The sequence below is a fragment of the Photorhabdus caribbeanensis genome, from assembly GCF_018448885.1.
Taxonomy (GTDB): domain Bacteria; phylum Pseudomonadota; class Gammaproteobacteria; order Enterobacterales; family Enterobacteriaceae; genus Photorhabdus; species Photorhabdus caribbeanensis.
This window is the reverse complement of record NZ_RCWB01000012.1, coordinates 42,304-62,936: the sequence shown is the minus strand read 5'-3', so window position 1 is coordinate 62,936 and position 20,633 is coordinate 42,304. Positions and strand designations below refer to the sequence as shown.

Sequence of the window (20,633 nt, the reverse complement as noted above, 5' to 3'; positions counted from 1 at the left end):
AATATTAAAATGGATACTGATTGTGCTGGTCAAAAAAAAGAAATGGGTTGTTATCACCATCGTTATGATCGTTTTTCTTGCCGTGCTTTATAACAACTTTAGCCCCAAAAAAACATCTGCGGCTATGACGGAACAAATTGTCACCGGAACGTTAGGTGACGTTATTACGACGGTAAGTGCTGCCGGTGTTATACAACCAACCAGACAGGTCAATGTCGGCAGCCAAATCTCAGGCCAGTTAACCAAATTATATGTTGAGGTCGGGGATATCGTTGAAGCCGGTAAACTAGTCGCCAGCATTGACGATACTTTTTATCGCACTAAAGTTGAGGCTAGCCGAGCGCGGCTAGAAAAATTACGGGCCATGTTGCAGGAAGAACAATACGCCTATCAACTACTGGTCATCACGGAAAAACGCCAAAGAGAGCTTAACCTACGCTCCGCAACCAGTCAGCAACTGCTGGATGAGGCTGCTTTTGGCGTCAAAAAAAGCCAGGCAAGAATTGAAAGCCTCAAAGCAGATATCAGACAGAATGAACATATTTTACATAGTGAAGAAGTCAGCCTCAGTTATACCCAAATCTATTCCCCCATTGCCGGTGTAGTGACTGCAATCCATGTCGACCCAGGGCAGACACTAAATGTCAATCAACAAACACCGGTTCTCATGCAAATTGCCGACCTCAAAAATATGACGGTTTATGCAAAAGTTTCCGAAGCAGATATTAACCAAATCATGACGGGGCAAAAAGCCTCCTTCAAAATCTATGGGGCAAATCAACATATATGGCACGGCAATGTTAAGAAGATTATGTATAAACCCGATCTCATTAATAATGCCGTTTATTATACGGTGCTCTTTGATGTCCCTAATGATAATTTCCTGCTCAAACCGAGTATGAGTGCGGATGTCACTATTGTAACCCACGAAAGCACCGGAGTAGTGACCATACCTAGCGACATACTGAATAATAAACGGCATCAACCTTTGAACGATGATCTAACCACCTATTTTTTACGTGAGATGAAAGATGGAGATATCGTAGTAAGAAAATTGCTGATCGGTCATAATGACGGAAGACGTTCAGTCGTTGTCAGTGGATTGCAGAATAACGAGCAGATCGTTGTACTTGCCAAACAAGATAATCTTGGGGGGTAGAATGATAACGCTAAATAATATCTGCAAAACCTACGGCAATGAGAGTAAACAGCATCTCATCCTGAAAGATATTTGTTTAACCATAGACCAGAATGATTATGTTGCTATTCTTGGTCGCTCTGGATCAGGGAAAAGTACCTTATTGAATATAATAGGACTTTTGGATATCGCCAGTGCAGGAGAATATATTATTAATGATCTTACTGTGACTCAGCAAAAGATTCACTCATTGGCGCTTTTACGGCGAAAATATTTTGGTTTTGTTTTTCAGAATTATAATCTTCTGGAAAATTACCGCATTGATGAAAATATCTTGATGCCCATGTATTACTTAAAAAGAAACTTCGATTATGACAGAGAACATTTCCATTACTTAATCGAACGCCTCCAGCTTAACAATTTATTAGATAAATACCCGCGCCATCTGTCAGGAGGAGAACAGCAACGGGTTGCTGTCGCTCGTGCCTTGATCAATAATCCAAAGTTTATTATTGCTGATGAACCTACCGGCGCGTTAGATACTGTTAATGCGACCAATCTCATGCAACTTTTTACTGAATTACATCATAATGGATGCGGTATCATCCTGGTAACACATGATCAAACTGTCGCCAAATATGCCAAACGCAAACTATATTTAGATAATGGCTGTCTGGTGACTCAATGAGCATGAATAATATAACCCTAAAATTCAATGTTTATTCGACGGTTATCCTGTTCAACCTCAAGATGGCAATACGCTCTCTTACCGCACATAAAACACGAGTCTTCCTGACTCTATTATGCATTGCCATCGGGGTAGCTTCGATTGTGATCATGCAAGCAATTGGCACAGAAACCAAGCATCATATTGTTAAGATGGTCTCTTCAATGGGAAGTAATATCATTTCAGTAAAATACAAGGGACAGGAAAACGGCGCTTTTGATTCCCATGATAACTATCTAACACAAGAGGATATAACGTCACTTTCAAGTAATCCACATATCAGCCACAGCACTCTATTTTATACTGCGTCAGGAACAATAGTTTCTCCACAAGGCTCTGCTGATGTTCAATTGATTGGCGCCAATGCAGATATCGCGGTTATCCGTAATTTGGTGATTGATCGTGGACGTTTTTATACACCACAAGAAAATGCTGCTCTGGCAAATGTCGTTGTTTTGGGGGCATCTCTGGCCGAACGACTTTTTCCACAAAAAGAAACCGCGTTTGAGCAACGCATCAAGATTAACGACATCTCGATGCAAGTTATTGGTATCTTAGCTCAGAAAGGCGAAGGTATGGATGCCGGCGTCGATGATGCCGCATTTTTGCCAAGCAACAGCTATCTGGTACGGCTGTTCGGTCATACGCCGCCTAGCGGCATGGTGTTGAAAGCCAAAGATGCCTCTCATATTGAGCCGGTTAAATACGCTGTTGAACAACGGTTGTCACGGTTTAAACATCAACAAAACTATGAGATACGCAACACCACGGAATTGTTGAAAACGTTGCATGAAACCCAATCAAAAATTAACCTTTTCCTATTGTCGATATCATCAGTGACCCTCTTTGTTGCAGGTGTCAGTGTCATGAATACCATTCTCATCAGTGTCAGAGAACGTAGAAGAGAGATTGGTATACGGCTTGCCGTAGGAGCCAGTTATTCCGACATTTTTTACCAGTTTCTTACCGAAGCATTTTTGATTTCACTATTGGGAACACTATTAGGGCTGTTATTCTCATTTATCGGTTTCAGAATTTTATTACTATTTGATATTGCGGTTGGCTTCTCTTTCTATTCCTTTTTACTCGCTTCCCTCGCAGCCTGCTTTATCACCGTCGTGTTTGGTGTATATCCATCACATCGCGCAGCCGCATCAGCACCAATCGAAGGCATTAGAGAATTGTAGCTTGTTTCGTTTCATAAAACTTTTTGGAGACACAATGAAAAATCAGCTTATCTATGAAATTTTACATCGAGAAATCAAAGCGCTTCACCCGGAAGCAGAGACAATACCGAAGGATGAAAACCTTTTCGATATTGGTTTCGATTCGGTAAAAATGCTGATGTTGGTTGATCGGCTAAATGATGCGGGATATCCAATCAACTTTGCAGATTTAGCCCGCTGGCCGACAATCAACGATTGGATCAAACTGCTCGCAAAAGATGAATAGCGCTGTCTATTTCATGACGAATGGTGGATGATCCATGCGGCCAAATCTGCAATTACCTGCGCCGGGATCTGACCTGGTTGCAGATAATCCTCTCCACCATCGCACCCCATTGTGGGCAATAAAATATGATTCAATCCAGTGTAGAGCTTAAACTCTGCCTGCCTATTATTTTGCAGCGCAGTTTTCCACATCGTGAAATCAACATCATGCAAAATCTGGAAATCCTGATCGCCCTGAGCAAAAAATAACGGCATTGCAGGCAAGCTGTTTAAGCAGCCAAATGCATGATAATTCTCAATCTGTTTGAGATAACTATCCGGCACTGACAAAAAGCTCGCAAGAGATATCGTATCTTGCTCTTTCCCATTGGGTAATTGGGATAAAATCACCCGGAGTAAATTACGGAAAGGCGCCGCCAACATCGCAATGCCCGTGACATTTAAACCCGATTTTTGCTGTAAGTTCTTTGCAATTAATGGGCTGACATATCCGCCGAAACTGTGCCCAACCAGAAATACTGGCACATCGTGAAATTCAATATGTCCCATTAAACTAGTCAGAATATTACAAGCATCGTCAACAATTTCCGTATTGAGATCGACAACCTCAGGGTCCATATTTCTCTGCCGGATACGATAATAGCGTTTGTCAAAACGTACACTCGCAATTCCATATTGACTTAATTCATGTGCCAACATACGAAACAATGGATTAGGCCCGACATCATAATCCATCGAATGCGGACCAGAACCCGCAAGCAATAGTACAAGTGCTTTGGCATCATTATGTGGTGATGGCAAACAGACCAAACCATCCGGGACATCTCTAAGGCCAAACGTCTTTAACGTTTTTTCGATAAAAATACCCTGTTTTGCATACGCATCAGGTATTGGGCATCGAGATAACGTGAGAGAATTAATTTGCCGATCTTTAATCCCAATATAAAGATTGAACTTTCCATTGAGAGTATTTAGCCGCAGATGACAAGCACCTTGCTGGTGATAAATAATATCGATATCTGAGTTACACAAACTGTCTGCTAATACAGTTAAAGCTAAATCATCAGCAGCCATACGCAATGATTCATTCATTAATTCCCTGGCTGCTTCCCATTGCTCATTAAGCAATGTGGTTATTAATATCTGTATTTCACCTTCCAATGTGGCAATTAAGTTCTTAATAAGCATTGTAATTACTCAACTTCCTACGGCCACAACCGTGATGTATGCACTAAAGCTAAAATCCAGACAGTTCTCATAAACTAGTCGATGGCGCCTGAGATATCCAAATCACGTTCACTTACGAGCCTTAACCTGTTCTCTTCGAGCCGCAAAAATCGCTTTTGCGTCGCTATGTTCAACACCATTACCCTCTTTTACAGATTGGCGTACGATATCAACCTTTTCCTGAAGGAAATCTCGATTATGATGCTCAAGACGAAAATTAGACATTCAAAAAACCATTCCCCTGCTCATGGATAAGTCGTTCAATCAGCTGACACTCTTTCGGTTCAAGCTTATCTTCTCCGATATATTTCCAATTGCGTTCGTAAAATGCAAGCGCATCACGATCAGTTAACTCAATATCCTTAGCCAAATACCAAGCACAATTTTTCATTTGTGGATAATCAGCGGTTTTTACCATAATAACCTCTCTTTTCATATTTACAATATAGCAAAGTGAACTGCCAACTCAATCATATTGCAAATACCCACATATTCACCGCAGTAACAGCCATGAAGTAATCATGCAGATCTGATTCAAGTTTCATAGTAGAAATAGTAGAAATAGCTCACTTACTCATAATCCCTTCTCACCAAATATGGAAAAAATATATACCACTTTACTATCGATACCCACTCCTACCAACTTAGCCAGGAGTGGATATCCAATGGATTATGCTATTTCTCTCCGCTGTTGAACGGTAACAATATGATCCGCTTTAGCGAGAAGATCGGCATTATGCGAGACAACAATCCACAAACCTGGCCAATGCTCAGGTAAAACAGTCCATAAACGACGGGCCGTATCCGTGTCTAATGATGAATCGCAGTTATCAACAATATAAACATCAGCGGGACGACATAACATCCGGGCCAATGCCAAACGTTGACGCTGGCCGCCAGATAATTGTCCGGCATTGCCAGAATTAATAACGGTATCGAGTCCTTCCGGCAATTCATATGAGCCGGGCATCAAACCTACTGCCTCCAGCGCCCGCATCATGACATCATCATCGATATCTTTATCACCCAATGCGAGGTTTTGCCTTACAGTTCCACCAAAAAAACCCGCTTTCTGTCTGGCATATCCGATACGTGGATTCCGCCACCAGTTTTCATTGCCCAGAACCTCTCGGTTATTCCACAGTACACTGCCGGAACTGGATTTCTCCAGGCCAATCAGGTAACGCAAAAAGGTGGTTTTACCCGAACCAATATCACCAACAATGCCAATAACCTGATTAGTCGTTGCCTCAAACGAAACAGGGGGCTGAGTTTTTGAGTAAGCTAAATGATTAACACTTAGCTTATGCAGAATTTCATCTTGTCCATGTTCTTTGATTTCTTTTTTATCTACTTTATTATTTGCCAGAAACTGCCTGATTCGGCCATAACACACATCAGCATTTTTGTAATAGGCGACTGACCGGCCAAAGAAAAGTATCTGTTCACTGATCCAGCCGATATAGGTCAAAAATAATGCCAGATTCCCTACAGTAAAACTGCCATCGACGATTCGTTTACTTACTATCAGTAAAACAGCCGACGTCCCAAGTATGACAATATTTTTGAACAGCCCAGAAAGAAGGTCAGTAAATACCTGATGTTTGGCTTGAATAGCCCGTCGATTGACAAATTTCTGCGATAACCGCTCAATCTGCCCCTCCATTTTGTTGCCAAGGCGCAGATCGCGTATACCCGTTAAAACATCAGTAATCTTGCCGGCAATGTCCCCTTGCGATTGACGTTTACTCTTCTGTAAATTCCCTACCTTGCGTTTAAGTATCGCCCCGACCCAGAGGCCCACAACCATAGGCATAAGAGCAAGTGTGGTTATTATGTCAGTGTTGATAAGCACAACTAATGCGATAATTAAAAGTAATGCACGGTAAATAAAATCAGAGGTCCAACTCAGAAATTCCGCAATCTCATCACTATCATCACGAATACGGTTCAGTATATCGCCTTGAGAAAAAGCCTGTCTCTGATTATGGGAACAATGGCTCACTCCCCACAAAACCCGCTCTTTCAGATAAGCACTGACCTTGAAGATCAACGTAAAATCAAAGGTTAATCCCAAGAATAGAAATAACGATCGCAAGACCATAGTCGCAATCGCAGAGGCAAGCAACCACCAGACGACAGGGTTAGTTGGCTCATTCATCGCTCTATCGAGTAATTTGCTGATTTGATAACCAATCAACAGAGGAAAACCATGCATCAGTGTCCACACAAACATGGTAATGAAATAGAGAGGAGCAAACTTTTTTATCAGCTCAGTCAAAGCCGGTAACATTTTAAGTTTAGTTGATACGTTGGATATAGTCATACCATGAGCCCATGATTACTCGTTAACATTGCGATTTCTGTTTCAGGGATTCGCTGTTGAATCCGCCCATCATCGATAATGATAATTTCATCAACGACCGAAAGCGTGTGAAGACGATGTGCAACCATTACTACGGTGCAATTGCGGCTTAACTTTTCAAGTAATTTCAGCCAACTCTTTTCAGTTCGGGGATCAAGTTGAGAAGTTCCTTCATCAATAATCACTAACGAGCAATGCTGCAACATCACTCTGGCGCCCGCTATCATTTGAATTTCTCCTGCTGATAGCATCAGACCATTAGTACCAACCTGTGTATCAAGACCGTCAGGTAATGCCCTAACCCATTCAAGCGCATCTAATTCCTGGAGAACCTCCCAAATTTGATCATCAGATATTTCATTACTGAAAAGCGTTAAATTTTCCCGCAATGTTGCGGAAAACAGATGAGAACGCTGACTCAAGACAGCAATCTTTTTTGCAAACTCTTCAGGCTTAATCGTTGAGACATCGACATTACCAATGGTCACTCTTCCTGAGTCGGGCCGCGCAAATCCACACATCAAATTAAGAATGGTACTTTTTCCCGCCCCCGTTCTACCAATAATGCCAATTTTACTCCCCGGAGCGACGTAAAAATTAACGCCATGCAAAACCTGCGCTTCTTCTCCGTTATAACTGAAATCAACATTATCGAAATGGACAGAAAGAGGACCATCGGGCAGTAAATTATCCGATGATTTATCTGGGGTACCTTCATTTAACATTTTTGCTGAAAGTGACAAAGCAGCAAATAATTTCTGTATCAGCTCTATTTCTGATGACATATCCTCCACCGGTTCCCGAAGTTTATCAACGTAGAGATAAACCATCGTTAATGTACCGATGCTTAAGCTGCCCACACCAAGTAACTGGAGCCCAAAACCAAAACCTATACCGAAACAGAGTGCAAAGAAGATCTGGGTAATTGGCCAAAAAACCCTGCCGCCAATATAAGCACTGCGTTCAAACTTGAGCAACATTGACAGCATCTTACGAAATGCAATGGCTGGCCAATGCGCCTGCGACAATGGCTGTAAATCATCCATTGCATGTAATGAATCACCAACAAAACCAAAGATGCGGGCTTTTTCATTTCGCGCAATTAGCCAACGACGGACAGAAAGTCTGGTTAACTGAATCAATACGTACGCCACCAGTACGACGACGATTGATATGGCAATACCTGCCTGAGGCATGACGCTGAATATAATTACCAATGTTCCTAATGTCAGCGCTAAATTAGCAATGGCTTTGAAGCCTGCTTTAGAAATCGTTTTTCCTATAATATCAGCATTACCTTCGATATTTTCCAGCAACTCCCCCTGTGATCGTCGTTCTATTTCCAATACAGGTAAAACTGTCATCACATGGCGGAATAGCTTATATCTAATGGTATCAGCAATACCCCAACCGGCCTTAGTGCTCATGTAACTGGTTACTAGACTACCGATAACACCAATCGACGCAATAAAAACATAAATGATTGCCAACATGATAAGTTGATCAACAGTCGTCCCTGATGTCGCCTTATCAACGTAATTCCTAATAATATAAGGACCGCTTAGATCGCACGATAATGTAACGGCTAAGGCCAAAAACGCACATAAAACTGTCCCCTTAAATGGTATGGCACTCTGTAGCAATATCCGCCATACAGTTAAATTCTTTGACATCACGCTTTTCATCTTTAGGTTATGGCACCTCATCAAAATTAGCGATGCTATTTGCAACATCAGTGTATGCAGCCAACATCAAGGTTATTAATAACAGATCGATCACAACAGCAAGATCTGGTTCACATTTAGCAAAATGTAATTATCGCAAAATACCCGCATTTATCACGATCTGATTGAAATGTTTATAAACGCTATCACAAGAAAATAGCCGAAAAATAAAATTGATACCTTATCCTACAATATCAATACCTTTGTTAGGTTATTTAATGCACTAATTGAAAAATATATCGCCAATATGAATAATAAGTAACTTACTCCAAACGAAGAATCGTAGATGGAATAAATAATACCAATAATTACAATGAATTATAGTGATTTTAAAATATATAGCGATTATATAAATGAATTCCTATTCAATATTAACATGCCTTAAATTGTTCTAAGTTTAAGCAAATTATCTCTTGCAAAGGGCTAGTCTATTCTATAATTGGATTAATTCATATTAACTACTTAGTAGTCGGATGAGATTTGGTCATAAGAGGCCAATAAAAAGGGCCTTTCGGCCCAGGTAATCGTTTGCGTAATTAGTCCAAAATAACACCGATACGGCGCGCTACTTCTTCATACGCTTCAATCAGGCCACCAAGGCTTTGACGGAAACGATCTTTATCCATTTTGTTCAAAGTCTTTTTGTCCCACAAACGGCTGCCATCAGGAGAGAATTCATCTCCCAGCACTATCTGCCCTTTGAACAAACCAAATTCCAGTTTGAAATCAACCAAAATCAAACCAGCGTCATCAAACAATTTGCTCAATACTTCATTGGCCTTGTAGCTCAACTCTTTCATTTCAGCCAGATGTTCTTTGCTAACCCAACCAAAAGTTTCACAATAAGATTCATTCACCATTGGATCGTGCTTAGCATCATTTTTCAGAAACAGATCAAACAGAGGTGGATTCAATACCAAACCTTCCTCAACACCAAGGCGTCTAACTAATGAACCCGCAGCCCGATTGCGAATAACACATTCAACCGGCACCATATCCAGCTTTTTAACTAATACCTCAGTGTCCGATAACAGGCGTTCCATTTGCGTCGGAATCCCTGCTTCTGCCAATTTACTCATAATGAAATGGTTAAATTTATTGTTCACCATCCCTTTACGATCAAACTGTTCAATACGTTCGCCATCCAATGCTGATGTATCATTACGGAACTCCAGCACTAACAAATCAGGATCATCCGTGGTGTACACCGTTTTTGCCTTTCCACGATACAACTCAGCTTTTTTTTGCATCTTATATACTCCAGAGATATTACTACTGTATAAATACCATAGATAAATAATAAAACAGATTGTCGATAAAATCCTGTCCAAAGGGCTGATTTTTTCTATAGTTATCTGGTTAGCCTAAAAAACAGCCAAACATCATGCTAAAAAACTTTCCCCCTTCCCTAATCAGTTCCAAAGCAAGCTGATGACCTTCGAAAAACTTACCCTAAAAGGCCATCCGGTAAGTAAAGTTAATAAAAAAATTAATCGATTCTACATTTCTAAGCAGTTACAAAGCCAAAATATCGCGAGTACCCTAGCAGTATGGTAATCAGCGGTGGTAAGCGACATTAATTTGAATTTCCTAATCTTCCAGGAAGAAATTACATGAAGGGAATATTCTTAACACAACGCCAAGTCAATAAGCTGGCCTGCATACATATGTAAGCCTTTTTTCAATGGATTCCATGCAAAGCATTTTCTGTCTTGACAGCAAGGGGGGTGAATTGACCCGCTCTCAGTTCTGTCAGCGCATAGAGGAGACGTCCTATCCTGCCATTACCATCAGTGAGAATTGCACCAGGCTCTTCTTAATCGCATTTCAAACTCGTTTTTATATAAATTTACAATAAAATCAAAGCGCTAACTAAACAGCCAGCGCTTTAGATAATCTGAGGGACTTTTCACCCCTTTATTCAGCTTATAAGCCTGTGGTCTGGCTGAAAGCGGCCTTCAACGCGGCAACTAATTCGTCATTTTGTGATTGGGTCAATGGTTTACCTTTATCACTAATAAACTGTAAGCTGCTCCGGTTATTCAAATCACCAACCTGTAATTTGTAATCGCCTTCACTAATGGATGGTTCACTAACACCCATTGATTTCCAACTAGATGAACTGAGGCTTTTATAAGTCACAGTGATAGCCCCCGTTGAACGGCTGCGGCTACCCACTTTCATGCCTACTTTTTCTAGTGCTGCCGGTAATCTATCCCAAACAATATTATATGGCGCACGAACAATTATCTGAGGTAATCCAGAAGTATCACCGCCACTCTGTACATCCAACGGACCTTGACTACGCGCCACAGCATCATCGCTAATGCGTTCGCGCTGCTGGTTTACACCTTCCATTAATTCATTGAGCATCAGTGAGTTATAACGCTGAATTTCAATAGGATCAGTGACCTGTCGATCACCTTGTCTCAGCCCTTCGTTAGTAACGGATAATTCAATCTGATAGCTCTGGCGCGCAACACTTATACGATGACGAGACTGATATGAAACATTTTCATCTGCACGCGGCCAATCGATCCAATCAGTTGTCAATGTCTGGCTAGCATCATCGCGTTGACTAACTGGGTAATTTTTTTTCAACAGAACATTGTTAATCTGTGACCACAGATGGCTATTCTCAGGAGTGCTTTCAAGTAACAACTTACTGCTCTTTGCACTGCTTTCAGTACGGGAACCACTCAACAGGGCTAATGTTTGAGATGGCGGGCGAATATCAAGCGCTTTCCCAACCTGCCCTTTAGAGGCTATCGCTGGAATATCATATTCACCATTCTGCAATGGCAATGCCATACCCGCAGGAACTTTCAACGCCTTCAGGGGAGGTGTTTCAAGATATGTGTCATCATCATTGACTTGGCGCTTATAGCTCTGGTCGCTAGAACAGGCTGCCAGTAACACGACAAGTGACATGCCAGCAACCTTTATCACCTTCGATTTTTGCAACAATATTGCCATTAAAATTCCCTAAATTTTACAGTAATCCGGCCGTTTTCAAGGCTTTTTCAACTGAGACTTTGCCTGCATCTGTCAATGGCGTCATCGGCAGACGCACGGTGTCATCAGCAATCAAACCCAATTTGTAACATCCCCATTTAACTGGAATCGGGTTAGGTTCAACAAATAGCTGACGATGTAAATCCATCAAGCGATTATTTACCTTACGTGCCTCTGCAAACTGGCCGTTTAATGCCAATTCACAAAACTTAGCAACATCAGGCGCTGCAATGTTTGCAGTAACAGAAATAACCCCTTTGCCGCCAAGCTGGATAAAATCCAACCCACTTGCATCATCACCGCTCAATAAGATGAAACTATCATCATTAACCAATTCTTGGATTTGGCTAACACGATTTAAGTTCCCTGTAGCTTCTTTAATTGCGACAATATTTTTAATCTTCGCCAAACGCGCTACAGTTGACGGCAACAGATCACACCCGGTACGAGAAGGCACATTATACAGAATTTGTGGTAAATCCGTATTTTCAGCAATCGTTTTAAAATGCTGATATAAACCTTCTTGCGACGGCTTATTATAATAAGGCGTTACCGTTAGGCAACCAACAACGCCGCTGTTTTCAAAACGTTTCGTTAGGGATATTGCCTCAGCAGTCGCATTTGCACCTGTTCCGGCAATAACCGGAATACGCCCATCAGCCAATTCTACAGTTGTCAAAACAACATCACCGTGCTCATCATGACTCAATGTAGCAGATTCTCCGGTTGTCCCTACCGAGACTATCGCTGATGTCCCACTAGCAACATGGTAATCGATTAACTTTTTCAAACTGGCCTTATCAACCTGACCATTCGCATCCATTGGTGTCACCAGCGCAACAATGCTACCTGTAAATTCAAATCTCCCGCTAGACATTACATAACCCCCTATACAAACAAGAGCTCCATGGTACTTTTTAGTCATCCAGAAGGAAACTATTTAACACGGGATTTCAATGAATTTTGTTAATACCAGATAACCTCTGTTAAAAAGAAGTGATAACTAAAGTAATTTGTTGAAATTCAATCGCTGGGAATGAGAGCACAATAGAACAGCTTTGATGCAATTGGCCTTGGCAGTATAGCCTTTTTATGTTTACCTTAACGAAACCATAGCAGAGAAGGAAAAGTGACTTTGCCACAATCAGAACAACATTTTCTCGTTATAACCGCGCTAGGCGCTGACCGTCCTGGTATCGTCAACACCATTACTCGTCTTGTGAGTGAGTGTGGTTGTAACATTGAAGACAGCCGCTTAGCCATGTTTGGTGAGGAGTTCACCTTCATTATGCTGCTTTCCGGCAGCTGGAACGCAATCACCATGATTGAATCCTCATTGCCACAGAAAGGAGCCGAACTCGATCTTCTTATCGTCATGAAACGCACAAAGTGCGATACCCATACAACATTTCCTTCCACGGTTTCCGTTAAGGTTGATGTTGATGATTCACCCGGTATTGTCGAGCAGTTTACCAATCTGTTTACCACACAGGATTTTAATATTGCTGAACTGGTATCAAAAACACAGCCGCCAGAAGGCAATATCCCAGCTCGATTGCAGATCCAAATTACCGCCCATAGTCTATTAGAGGATGACGGCATAATTATTAAGCAGGCGTTTAATAAGTTATGTACAGATCTAAACGCACAAGGCAGTATTAGTATTCTTGAACCACTTTAGTTGAAAGATTAAACGGAGAATACGGGATGAACCCATTGAAAGCCGGTGATAAGGCCCCTCAGTTCAGCCTTCCTGACCAAGATGGAGAAACAATCAATTTATCTGATTTCGAAGGCCAGCGTGTTTTAGTCTATTTTTACCCTAAAGCAATGACTCCTGGTTGCACTGTACAAGCCTGTGGTCTGCGCGATGAAATGGATACATTAAAGGCATCAGGTGTTGAAGTGCTAGGAATTAGCACAGATATCCCAAGTAAATTGTCACGCTTTGTGGAGAAAGAAATGCTGAACTTCACATTGTTGTCCGATGAAGATCATCAAGTTGCTGAACAGTTTGGTGTCTGGGGCGAAAAGCAGTTTATGGGAAAAACCTATGATGGTATCCACCGTATTAGTTTCTTGATCGATACCAACGGCAATATTGAGCACGTTTTTGATAAATTTAAGACCAGCGATCACCACCAAATCGTGGTGAACTATCTAAAACAGCACCCTTAAATAGAAAATTAATCACGCTCGTTTAACAGCTCAAAATGCTAAAGGCAAGTACGGGAGGGAAATTCCCATCCCGTACTTCTTCTACTTGACACTTGACGGGTACCAGTATCATTAAAAATAGATTCACTCTTTTACTTCATCATCTTCTGTTATAACTATTTCTTCCGGCCATGCATGAATTACCGCTTTAATTAGCGTCGCCAGCGGAATAGCAAAGAATACCCCCCAGAACCCCCATAAACCACCAAAAGTAATCACAGAAAGAATGATTACCAAAGGGTGCAAATTTACAGCTTCGGAGAATAAAATCGGCACCAGCAAGTTACCATCCAGCCCCTGAACGACCAGATAAGCAATAATCAAGGTCCAGAAATCTGTCCCGACTCCCCATTGAAATAGCGCAACCAATACAACAGGAATCGTAACAATTAGCGCACCTACATAAGGAATTAACACTGACAGCCCGACCAAAACAGACAGCAGTAATGAATAATCCAATCCAAGAAATGCAAACACCGCGTAGGTACAAATACCGACGATCACCATCTCGGTGACTTTGCCCCGAATATAGTTAGTGATTTGCTGGTTCACCTCGCGCCATACCTGCCCGGCTAAAATGCGGTTACGCGGCAGAACCCGTTGCAATGCTTGCAGCATCTGGTTCTTATCTTTTAGCAAGAAGAAAGCCATCAGTGGCACAAGAATCAGGTAGATAGCCAACGTTAACAAACCAATCAATGAAGCCACTGAATATTTCACCACAGACTCTCCGGCAGTTGAAATCTTACTGCGCAAATTGTCAGCCATCACATCAATGATGCCGGCATCAACCAAAACTGGATAACGAGCCGGTAATGTATGGGCATATTCATTAAATCGATTAAGCATATTGGGTATATCTGACAACAGATTAATTCCCTGTTGCCATGCAGTTGGCGCTACAATCAGGATGACTAACAAACTGATGCCGGAAAAAATAATCAGCACAATACAAACCGCTACTGTGCGTGAACATCCCAGTTTTTCAAGTTTAGCTGTCGGCCATTCCAGCAAGTAGGCAAGAACAATCGCTACCAGCAAAGGCGCCAAAATGCCATGTAAGAAATAAATAATGCAAAAACCTGCCAAAAGGATGACAAATAACGCAATAACTTGCGGATCAGTAAACCGACGGCGATACCACTGTATAATCATATCCAGCATTAACCAGGCTCCTTGATAGCAATATTCATATTTCTATTTTTCTTAAAAATTGTCTAATTGATTAATTTTAAGGTACCCTTGTTTATCATACACGCATTATCTAAAACGATGGCCAAATGAGAGCATTTTTGTTTTATGAAAATAATGTCTAATCAATCTCTGACAGCAATATTAATCAGTACACTATTGCTTACAAGTTCCCCTGTTCTCAGCGCCTCTATTGAAGATTCATTGCCGGATATCGGCACCACGGCAGGTTCAATCCTGAGCATCAATCAGGAACTGGAAATGGGAGATTTCTACGCTCGCCAGATGCGTGACAACGCTCCGCTGATTTATGACCCATTGTTGACACAATATATTAATGCCCTTGGACAAAGGCTAGTGGCTCATGCGGATTCAGTTAAAACGCCTTTCCATTTCTATCTGATTGATAATCCGAATATCAACGCTTACGCTTTCTTTGGCGGAAATGTGGTACTCCATGCCGCACTTTTTCGTTATAGCCGTAATGAAAGCGAGCTTGCCTCGGTAATAGCTCACGAAATTTCTCACGTCACTCAACGCCACTTGGCGCGAATGATGGAAGATCAGCAACGTACAGCACCGTTAGCCTGGGCAGGCACGTTGGGTTCTATCCTTTTGCTAATGGCTAACCCACAAGCAGGGATGGCAGCCCTCAGTGGCACTATTGCCGGCGTACAACAAGGCATGATCAGTTTTACTCAATCCAATGAGCAAGAAGCTGATCGCATTGGTATGCAGACATTACGTAAAGCTGGCTTTGATCCTCAAGGTATGCCTGCTTTTATGCAGATCATGGTAGATCAAACCCGTTACAGTTCTAAGCCGCCAGAAATGTTACTCACTCACCCGTTACCTGACAGCCGTCTTGCTGATGCGCGTAACCGTGCTAATCAATATCCGGCCCAGAACATTCCACAATCTCAAGATTTTCTGTTCGCCAGAGTCCGTGTTATGGGCATGTATACCACCGAGCAACGCGGCTATCTTGAGCAGATTTTAGAAAATTACCGTAAGGGCACAGCTAAAGAACAACTTGCTGCCGCTTATGGCCGGGCAATCTTGCTTTCTCAAGATAAAAAATACACTGAGGCACAGGCTATTCTGGAACCACTGTTAGCAAAACAACCGGATAATATCTGGTTTATTGACACAATGACTGATATCGACATCGAACAGAACCGAATTGCTCAGGCTATCACCCGGTTACAGAACGCATTACAAAAACAAAAGAACAATTTGGTATTACAAATTAATCTCGCTAATGCGCTTATTCACGCAAAACAATATCAACAAGCTTTAAAGCTGCTCCATCGCTATACATTCAATAACCCAGATGATCCAAACGGTTGGCGCCTAATGGCCGAAGCCGCTGCCAAACAAGGCAAACGTCATGAAGAATTATCAGCGTATGCTGAAGAAATGGCGCTTCGTGGTCAATTTGACAATGCCATCAAATACCTCAGTAGTGCCAGTGCGCTCGTAAAATTAGGCAGTTACGATCAAGCACGTTATGATGCGCGTATCGATCAATTACGCCAGCTACAACAGCGTTACAGTCAATACAAACGTTAAGGAATTCTCATGCAACAGGTGACGATTTATCATAATCCCCGCTGCTCCAAAAGCCGTGAAACTTTGGCCCTTATTGAAGAACGGGGAATTAAACCACAGATTATTCTCTATCTGGAGGCTCCTCTCACTGTAGAGCAATTATCCGTTCTGCTGGAACAGCTTGGTTTCCATGATGCACGCCAATTGATGAGAACGAAAGAAGAACTATACAAGGAATTGAATCTGGCTGATGAAAAACTCAGTCAGCATGATTTACTGAAAGCGATGATTGCCAATCCTAAACTGATTGAACGCCCGATCGTCGTTTGCGGTGATAAAGCGAGACTTGGGCGCCCACCGGAAAAAGTAAAAGAAATTCTTGATTGATAAGAATAGATACGATGATGGTGACAACACCATCATCTTCTAAAGGTGCAAAATATCCTTCACAAATGGAATCGTCAGCTTGCGCTGGGCCACTATCGAAGCGTGATCTAGCTGATTCAATGCCATAAACAAAGTCCGCATTTCTCTGTCTAATCTTTTCAGTAAAAAGCGCCCTACATCTTCTGGCAATTCAAAGCCGCGTAACTTCGCTCGCAATTGCAAGGCTTGTAATTTCTCATCATCGGAAAGCGGTTGTAATTTATAAATCTGCCCCCAATCCAGACGAGAAGCCAAATCAGGCAACTTAAGGTTAATCTGGCGAGGTGGGCGATCGCCGCTAATAAGCAAACAAGTGCGACCGATCTCCAGAATGCGATTATAAAGATTGAAAATCGCCATCTCCCACTCTTCATCACCAGCAATACTCTCAATATTATCAATACAAACCAGTGATAAATGTTCCATGCCATCAAGCACCTCAGGGATAAAATAGGCTCGTTTATCCAGTGGAACATAACCCACAGCTTCATCTTTTAGGGACAATTCAGCGCAGGCGGCATGCAGCAAGTGACTTCGGCCTCCACTATCACGGGACCAGAAATAAATATAGCTGCCATGCGGCTGATTAATGGCCAATTTGATTGCAGCTAACAGGGTGGCATTTTCCCCCGGAAAGAAACTGGCAAAAGTTTCATCATCGGGAAGATACAAAGGTAACGAAAGCTGCGATGGTGTGTTCAGAAGCACCTCAAACAGAGCTGGTAATAAACGCCAACAAGTTTATCACAGAAAATAGTTGTAAATGAACTGTATAGGTAAATAATAAAAAAACTATTTTTAGGATTCAATAAGTTAAATCCTTTTCCGGCTCAAAGCGCATAATATCTCGTCATCGCACAGAACGGATCGCAAACGCCTATAAAAAATTCCGCATGTGAAAACAGAAAAAATTTAAGTTTTCAGTTCTAGTTCTATGTTATTTAAGAACTATGTTATTCAAGAACTGTGTTATTTAAGGCTATATTATTTAAGAAAAAGCCATCAGATAGTAAGTTTTATTCATTCTTAGCAGAGATCAATGTAATAGCTCTTTACTGATAACAAAAAGGCAATGATAGTGATAATCCTTGTCATGGCCCCAGCAATAGTTAGCCCAGATTACATAGAAGTCATCCCATGAGGTAATCAGGTTCAGTGGGCGCTCCCCTTTGGCGCCATCAGAAACATAAACATGATAGCCATTAATGCTGATAGCCCAAGCAATCATACGCTCCCAAAACCTACGTCCATCTAGCGTTTGCTCACTGTCAGACACAATAATGGAGTATCTTTCAAGGAAAAACCTAAAAAACTCTTGTGGCAAACCTCTTACTGCCTCGTCATGTTGAGGAAGAACTGTACACCACACAAGTATCTGTGTGCATGTTTTCTTCGATGGAACAATATGCTCCATGAATTCGAGCTTTACTGCGTAAACCGTCTCCGGCATATCTACATCAGTCACCAATCTATATTGATTGCCAGAAATAGATGTCAATAAACGATAACCATATGGCGTAACAAATCCAGGCAAAGAAAAGTCTTGCACCCCGTGTTCAATGAAAGCCTGAGTGTGTTCTACATTTTTCTCTGTCATGTTAAGTTTGATATCGAAATCTGATTCAGGAATTAACTTTAGCATTGCTTCATCACTAGTTGCCAATACTTACTGTATCCAAACATTCACTTTTATTCCATAAGTGAGAAATCTCGCTGCAACATCCTATATAATTTGATATTTTCACGCTATGTACACTACCTAGGTACAATACAAACGAAGATCACATTCCATCCCCATTCCTTAAACTATTCTTGATTAATATGCGAACAAAATCGCAACATATTTAGCATAAGTTGCTAGTCTTAATAAAAAGTGAAAACTCTCATTAACCACTTATCCCATAAAAAACGATATAACAAACTGGAGACTGAGCAATGAAAAAAATCCTATTGTGTTGTGCAGCCGGTATGTCCACCAGCATATTGGTACAACGTATGCAAACAGAAGTGATAAAACGGGCATTGGACATTGAGATCAAAGCAGCTCCCATAGCTGAATTAGAACACCTGATAGCCGACGTTGACGTTGTTTTACTCGGCCCACAGGTGAAGTATCAATTGGCACATCTTTCCGCTATCGCCAAACCACACGGCAAACCAATAGACGTTATTGACAGGACGGATTATGGCACTCTTCGTGGTGATAAGGTTCTCGATAAAGCATTAAGCCTGTTGGAATAAGCAATTTCATCACCCACTCGGAGTCCCCCCATGAGTCTCTATACCTCTTTTACACGTGTCTTAGAAAGCTATATTATCCCGATTGCCGGGCAAATCGGTAATCAGCGGCATATTATTGCAATGCGTGACGGCTTTATCTCAGCCATGCCATTTTTAATCATTGGCAGCATGATGTTAATTGTGGCAAACCCACCCTTCGATTTACAGACTGCATCCTCATTCGGCCAAGCTTGGTTGTCCTTCGCCAAAACTCACTGGAACACCATTACTATGCCTTACTTCATGACTATGGGTTTAATGAGTATCTTTGTTTCGGTCGGCACCGCCTACAGTTTAGCTAAATCCTACGGCTTGGACGGGCTAACTTCTGCTTTACTGTCACTCATGGCATTTTTGCTAGCAGCAGCACCACAGATAGAAAACAAAATAGCACTCGATTTCCTCGGTGGCACCGGTGTATTTACCGCATTAATTTGCGCTATCTGGTCAGTTGAAATAACACGTTTACTAAAAAAATATAACATCACCATCCGAATGCCAACACAAGTGCCGCCAGCAATTGCCCGTTCTTTTGAACTTCTATACCCAGTCATAGGTATCTTGCTAACCGTTTATCCTGCCAGCTTGCTATTACAGAGTGAATTCAATCTACTTATTCCCGCAGCCATAATGCAGATGTTCCACCCACTCATTTCCGTCGGCGATACTCTGCCTGCCATTATACTGGTGCTACTCATTGCTAACCTACTGTGGTTTGCCGGTATTCATGGCGCCAACATTGTCACTGGCCTGATGGCGCCTATTTTTATGGCAAATATTGCTGCCAATGCAACATTAATGGCTCAAAGTACTGCTACAACACAAATTCTTACTGACCCTTACTGGTCGTTTTATATCTGTATTGGTGGCTCTGGTTCCACACTGGTTCTGGCGTTCCTTTATCTGCGCAGCCGTTCTATGCATTTGCGTACTATCGGAAAACTGAGCGTGGTTCCGTCCATATTCAATATTAACGAACCACTACTGTTTGGCTCACCGATTGTGATGAATCCAACCTTATTCATTCCACTACTGGTTGTGCCATTGGTCAATGCAGTATTGTCCTACAGCGCTCTGCATCTTGGCCTGGTGAATAAAATGGTCGCCCTTTCCCCCTGGACTGCGCCAGCGCCATTCGGCGCAATGATTTCCGCTGCCTGGGATTATCGTGCGGCAGTGCTAGTGCTCATGCTAATGATAATCGACCTCTTTATCTGGTATCCCTTCTTCAAAATTTATGAAAAACAGTTGGTCAACGAAGAAGATAAACAGCGAGAAAACACAACATCCACCGGTGTAGAAACTCAATCCCAACCCTAAT

At 41.8% G+C, this 20,633-nt stretch carries 21 protein-coding genes; 10 read left to right on the top strand and 11 right to left on the bottom strand.

Annotation, left to right across the window (positions count from 1 at the left end):
* The first annotated feature begins 22 nt into the window (after window positions 1–22).
* Genes EAE90_RS10315 through EAE90_RS10300 form a run of 4 tightly spaced genes read left to right on the top strand, consistent with a single transcriptional unit; the run spans window position 23 to window position 3,317 of the window.
* Complete coding sequence (locus tag EAE90_RS10315; protein ID WP_214053415.1) at window positions 23–1,159, top strand: efflux RND transporter periplasmic adaptor subunit; 1,137 nt, start codon at window positions 23–25, stop codon at window positions 1,157–1,159.
* Between the two features lies 1 nt (window position 1,160).
* Entirely contained in the window at window positions 1,161–1,826 is a 666-nt protein-coding gene (locus EAE90_RS10310) for an ABC transporter ATP-binding protein (protein ID WP_214053414.1), read from the top strand.
* Window positions 1,823–3,052: an ABC transporter permease gene (locus tag EAE90_RS10305; protein WP_246550593.1), complete on the top strand. Its 1,230-nt coding sequence runs from the start codon at window positions 1,823–1,825 to the stop codon at window positions 3,050–3,052. Before EAE90_RS10310 ends, EAE90_RS10305 begins: the two co-directional genes overlap by 4 nt.
* Before the next feature lie 34 nt (window positions 3,053–3,086).
* Window positions 3,087–3,317 (top strand): phosphopantetheine-binding protein, encoded by a 231-nt coding sequence (locus EAE90_RS10300; protein ID WP_214053413.1) that lies wholly within the window; start codon window positions 3,087–3,089, stop codon window positions 3,315–3,317.
* An 11-nt stretch (window positions 3,318–3,328) separates the two neighbouring features.
* Here the strand turns inward: EAE90_RS10300 and EAE90_RS10295 are convergent, their stop codons facing one another.
* The 8 genes from EAE90_RS10295 to dapA form a co-directional block, all read right to left on the bottom strand.
* The gene (locus EAE90_RS10295; protein ID WP_214053412.1) at window positions 3,329–4,504 is read right to left on the bottom strand and encodes an alpha/beta hydrolase; all 1,176 of its coding nucleotides are present in this window, start codon (window positions 4,502–4,504) and stop codon (window positions 3,329–3,331) included.
* Window positions 4,505–4,612: 108 nt separating this feature from the next.
* Window positions 4,613–4,768, bottom strand: coding sequence for a hypothetical protein (locus EAE90_RS10290; RefSeq protein ID WP_214053411.1), 156 nt, complete (start codon window positions 4,766–4,768; stop codon window positions 4,613–4,615).
* Window positions 4,761–4,961, bottom strand: a complete 201-nt coding sequence (locus EAE90_RS10285; protein ID WP_214053410.1) for a hypothetical protein — start codon at window positions 4,959–4,961, stop codon at window positions 4,761–4,763. Before EAE90_RS10285 ends, EAE90_RS10290 begins: the two co-directional genes overlap by 8 nt.
* A 252-nt stretch (window positions 4,962–5,213) precedes the next feature.
* Window positions 5,214–6,869, bottom strand: coding sequence for an ATP-binding cassette domain-containing protein (locus tag EAE90_RS10280; protein WP_214053409.1), 1,656 nt, complete (start codon window positions 6,867–6,869; stop codon window positions 5,214–5,216).
* Window positions 6,866–8,581 (bottom strand): ABC transporter ATP-binding protein, encoded by a 1,716-nt coding sequence (locus EAE90_RS10275; protein WP_246550590.1) that lies wholly within the window; start codon window positions 8,579–8,581, stop codon window positions 6,866–6,868. Before EAE90_RS10275 ends, EAE90_RS10280 begins: the two co-directional genes overlap by 4 nt.
* Before the next feature lie 587 nt (window positions 8,582–9,168).
* The gene (gene purC / locus EAE90_RS10270; RefSeq protein WP_214053408.1) at window positions 9,169–9,882 is read right to left on the bottom strand and encodes a phosphoribosylaminoimidazolesuccinocarboxamide synthase; all 714 of its coding nucleotides are present in this window, start codon (window positions 9,880–9,882) and stop codon (window positions 9,169–9,171) included.
* A gap of 676 nt (window positions 9,883–10,558) precedes the next feature.
* Window positions 10,559–11,608, bottom strand: coding sequence for an outer membrane protein assembly factor BamC (gene bamC, locus EAE90_RS10265; protein ID WP_214053407.1), 1,050 nt, complete (start codon window positions 11,606–11,608; stop codon window positions 10,559–10,561).
* 16 nt (window positions 11,609–11,624) lie between these two features.
* Entirely contained in the window at window positions 11,625–12,524 is a 900-nt protein-coding gene (gene dapA, locus EAE90_RS10260; protein WP_214053406.1) for a 4-hydroxy-tetrahydrodipicolinate synthase, read from the bottom strand.
* A gap of 258 nt (window positions 12,525–12,782) precedes the next feature.
* On the opposite strand from dapA, the gene EAE90_RS10255 reads away from it, so the two are divergent.
* Window positions 12,783–13,328: a glycine cleavage system transcriptional repressor gene (locus tag EAE90_RS10255; protein ID WP_214053405.1), complete on the top strand. Its 546-nt coding sequence runs from the start codon at window positions 12,783–12,785 to the stop codon at window positions 13,326–13,328.
* Window positions 13,329–13,354: 26 nt separating this feature from the next.
* On the top strand, window positions 13,355–13,825 hold the full coding sequence (gene bcp / locus EAE90_RS10250; RefSeq protein WP_214053404.1) for a thioredoxin-dependent thiol peroxidase: 471 nt from the start codon (window positions 13,355–13,357) through the stop codon (window positions 13,823–13,825).
* 123 nt (window positions 13,826–13,948) lie between these two features.
* On the opposite strand, the gene EAE90_RS10245 is transcribed toward bcp, so the two are convergent.
* Window positions 13,949–15,028: an AI-2E family transporter gene (locus tag EAE90_RS10245; RefSeq protein ID WP_214053403.1), complete on the bottom strand. Its 1,080-nt coding sequence runs from the start codon at window positions 15,026–15,028 to the stop codon at window positions 13,949–13,951.
* Between the two features lie 135 nt (window positions 15,029–15,163).
* Here EAE90_RS10245 and bepA point away from each other — a divergent pair, with 135 nt between their 5' ends.
* Window positions 15,164–16,627 (top strand): beta-barrel assembly-enhancing protease, encoded by a 1,464-nt coding sequence (bepA, locus tag EAE90_RS10240; protein WP_214053402.1) that lies wholly within the window; start codon window positions 15,164–15,166, stop codon window positions 16,625–16,627.
* A 9-nt stretch (window positions 16,628–16,636) separates the two neighbouring features.
* A complete protein-coding gene (gene arsC, locus EAE90_RS10235) occupies window positions 16,637–16,993 on the top strand; it encodes an arsenate reductase (glutaredoxin) (RefSeq protein ID WP_214053401.1) in 357 nt (118 codons plus the stop codon).
* A 39-nt stretch (window positions 16,994–17,032) separates the two neighbouring features.
* Here arsC and hda read toward each other — a convergent pair whose 3' ends face one another.
* Both hda and EAE90_RS10225 read right to left on the bottom strand, forming a co-directional pair.
* Window positions 17,033–17,740: a DnaA inactivator Hda gene (gene hda, locus EAE90_RS10230; RefSeq protein WP_011146972.1), complete on the bottom strand. Its 708-nt coding sequence runs from the start codon at window positions 17,738–17,740 to the stop codon at window positions 17,033–17,035.
* Window positions 17,741–18,068: 328 nt separating this feature from the next.
* Window positions 18,069–18,674: a hypothetical protein gene (locus EAE90_RS10225; protein ID WP_214053400.1), complete on the bottom strand. Its 606-nt coding sequence runs from the start codon at window positions 18,672–18,674 to the stop codon at window positions 18,069–18,071.
* A 293-nt stretch (window positions 18,675–18,967) separates the two neighbouring features.
* On the opposite strand from EAE90_RS10225, the gene EAE90_RS10220 reads away from it, so the two are divergent.
* Together EAE90_RS10220 and EAE90_RS10215 are read left to right on the top strand one after the other, a co-directional pair.
* Window positions 18,968–19,273, top strand: a complete 306-nt coding sequence (locus EAE90_RS10220) for a PTS sugar transporter subunit IIB (RefSeq protein ID WP_214053399.1) — start codon at window positions 18,968–18,970, stop codon at window positions 19,271–19,273.
* Between the two features lie 30 nt (window positions 19,274–19,303).
* A complete protein-coding gene (locus tag EAE90_RS10215) occupies window positions 19,304–20,632 on the top strand; it encodes a PTS sugar transporter subunit IIC (protein ID WP_214053398.1) in 1,329 nt (442 codons plus the stop codon).
* Window position 20,633: the final 1 nt, after the last annotated feature.